The organism is Streptomyces sp. P9(2023), assembly GCF_032436795.1.
Taxonomy (GTDB): domain Bacteria; phylum Actinomycetota; class Actinomycetes; order Streptomycetales; family Streptomycetaceae; genus Streptomyces.
In genome coordinates this window covers 1-273 of sequence record NZ_JAUPWM010000462.1, presented here as the reverse complement: position 1 = coordinate 273, position 273 = coordinate 1, and the positions used below count along the sequence as shown (strand labels likewise).

Below are 273 nucleotides of genomic sequence, written 5' to 3'. Positions count from 1 at the left end.
CTCAATGTATTTTTCCATCTGTATGACCATCTGATTCGCCTTATCCGTCAGCCGATATACCCCGCGAGATTCGCACTCAAGCAATCCACGGTCTAGCATGTGCCGCCAATTGTAGTGATTCGACCCTGCTTTATCTAACACGCGATGCAACCGTTTAAGCGGTATCAACTCATCTTCACGTTGCAAAATACAGATAGCGGCAAGCGTGCGCCAGTTAATCGTTGGCATATTATTCATCGATACCCCTGTTATCTTTATCCTGATAATTACACA

At 45.1% G+C, this 273-nt stretch carries 1 protein-coding gene; it reads right to left on the bottom strand.

The features are described from left to right. Positions 1–237, bottom strand: a 237-nt coding sequence (locus tag Q5762_RS38385; protein WP_315896945.1) for a hypothetical protein, incomplete at its 3' end; no start/stop codon positions are given. Positions 238–273: the final 36 nt, after the last annotated feature.